This is a genomic window from Vibrio sp. 2132-1 (genome assembly GCF_033344315.1).
Genome location: NZ_JAWPON010000046.1, coordinates 1 through 2325 on the forward strand (window position 1 = coordinate 1; position 2325 = coordinate 2325).

A 2325-nucleotide genomic window follows, 5' to 3' on the forward strand; every position below is an offset into this window, starting at 1 on the left:
GTTGGTTAGAATACCGGCCTGTCACGCCGGGGGTCGCGGGTTCGAGTCCCGTCCACTCCGCCACTTATATTAAGCCCTAGTCGAAAGACTGGGGCTTTTTCGTTTGGTCGTGTTCCCTAGAAATGTATTTACACATTGAAGGCGATACGATGCGGCTATCTTGACCCTTTTGGCGCATGAGTTTCTCAGGAAGATGAGCCTGCTGCCTGCACTTCCAATTACTCCGAGTTTGTATCATGTCCTCGTTGAAAGATTGGTCATTTGAACAATGAGTCTTTATAACACTCGCCCTCAACCGTAGTAGAATGAATAGTCTTCCTCACTGCGCGTTTTGTTAGCGTCTCTCTTAAACAATAATTTTCTACTTCTTATTTCTCAAACATTCATTGCTCCCATATTTAGAGCGAAACCGTCGTTGCGTGGATTGCGCAATTTCCCGAAATATAGTGAGGAAGAGATCTAAGTCTTCCGAAAATTAATGCCTTTTAGAAAACTTTGTTTTCTTTGCTGAACTTGCTAGTAGCGATTAACCTAAGAGGAGTTCTTGAGGAGTATGTTTGATGATGCAACAAATAAAAAATGAAACGCTGAAATCTGTATTTAAGCAATGGTCTTCCGAAGAGGGAATTGTGGTCATCAACCCTGCAACTGAGCAAGAGTTAATTCGGTTAAAGCCTAGTACTCTTGATGAGTTAGATGATCTCATTGGTCAGTGCAAAACGGAGCAAGTCCGTTGGGCTAAATTAAGTGCCAAAGAGCGCTCTCGTCGTTTGAGGGGGTGGTATCAACTACTTCTTGATAATGCAGAAGACATAGCCACGATTATTACCTTAGAGCAGGGTAAACCTTTAGCTGAGAGCAAAGGGGAAGTGATGTATGGTGCCTCTTTTGTCGAGTGGTTCTCAGAAGAAGCAAAACGTGCTTATGGCGAAGTTATTCCTGCCCCCACGACAGATAGACGTCTATCTGCAATTCGACAGCCTGTGGGAGTATGCGCTGCAATTACACCTTGGAACTTCCCTATTGCGATGATTACAAGAAAAGCAGCACCAGCCCTAGCGGCAGGTTGTGGCATGTTGATCAAGCCATCAGAGCTTACCCCTCTCACTGCAATTGCTGTTGTTGAGTTAGCTTATCAGGCTGGTATCCCTAAAGAACTGCTTTCTGTCATGGTGTCGGAGCAGGCTGCTGAGTTTGGTCAAGTACTAAGTACTGATCCTAGGATTCAGAAGATCTCTTTTACGGGGTCTACGCGAGTCGGGAAAATTTTGATGAAGCAAGCCAGTGATTCAGTCAAGGCGGTGTCGATGGAGTTGGGTGGTAATGCGCCTTTCATCGTGTTTGAAGATGCAGACTTAGATGCGGCTGCGGAAGGGCTTGTCGCGTCGAAGTTCCGTAATGCAGGGCAAACATGTGTTTGTACCAATCGGTTATATGTTCATAAAAATGTAAAACAAGCTTTTATTGATAAAGTATTGTCGAAGTTAAGCAAATTAAAGCTTGGCAATGGTTTAGAGAAAGGTGTCACATTAGGTCCTGTTATTACGATGGCCTCTAAGCATCGACTAGAGGCGGTGATCGATCAAGCTGTACAAGAAGGAGCCTCTATTGCTAACTCTCCACAGAGACGGCCAGGTCGCTTTATGGAGCCCGTTCTTTTGGATAGTGTGACGCAGAATATGTCGATTGTTCAGCAAGAGCTATTCGGGCCTGTGTTGCCTATTGTTACCTTTGAAAATGATGATCAAGTTCTCGAAATGGCTAACGATACAGAATATGGTTTGGCTTGCTATTTCTATACGAATAGCTTGAAGCGTATTGTGACTTTTAGTGAAGGTTTAGAGTACGGTATGGTTGGAGTGAATGAAGGGATCATCTCTACTGAAGTGGCTCCATTTGGTGGAGTTAAAGAGTCGGGTGTTGGACGGGAAGGTGCTAAGCAAGGACTCGATGAATATCTGGAGACAAAGTATATTTGTCTTGGTGGTTTAAGCTGATTTCAGAGATGGCCGATTGAATTAAAAAGCTAGGTTTTTACCTGGCTTTTTTTTAGTTGAAAGGCATACCATTTGCCACGCGCGTTTGTGGTTAATATTTTCTGGTTACTTAGTGAGTCGATAGCTAGCTTGCGGTAAGCGGTTTTTAATAATCAAAGCGCTTATGTTATTTCGTTATGGAGTAGTAGGAGAGAGCTTAGCTTTAAACTAATACAAAAAAGCCGCATCAAGTGATGCGGCTTCTTCTAATATGGCTCCTCCTGCTGGGCTCGAACCAGCGACCTGCGGATTAACAGTCCGTCGCTCTACCAACTGAGCTAAGGAGGAA

At 44.1% G+C, this 2325-nt stretch carries 1 protein-coding gene and 1 tRNA gene; one reads left to right on the forward strand and one right to left on the reverse strand.

The features are described from left to right. Window positions 1–560: 560 nt before the first annotated feature. The gene (locus tag R8N47_RS23255) at window positions 561–1997 is read left to right on the forward strand and encodes an NAD-dependent succinate-semialdehyde dehydrogenase (RefSeq protein WP_081248198.1); all 1437 of its coding nucleotides are present in this window, start codon (window positions 561–563) and stop codon (window positions 1995–1997) included. 251 nt (window positions 1998–2248) lie between these two features. On the opposite strand, the gene R8N47_RS23260 is transcribed toward R8N47_RS23255, so the two are convergent. Beyond that, a tRNA-Asn gene (locus R8N47_RS23260) sits at window positions 2249–2324 on the reverse strand. Window position 2325 lies beyond the last annotated feature (1 nt).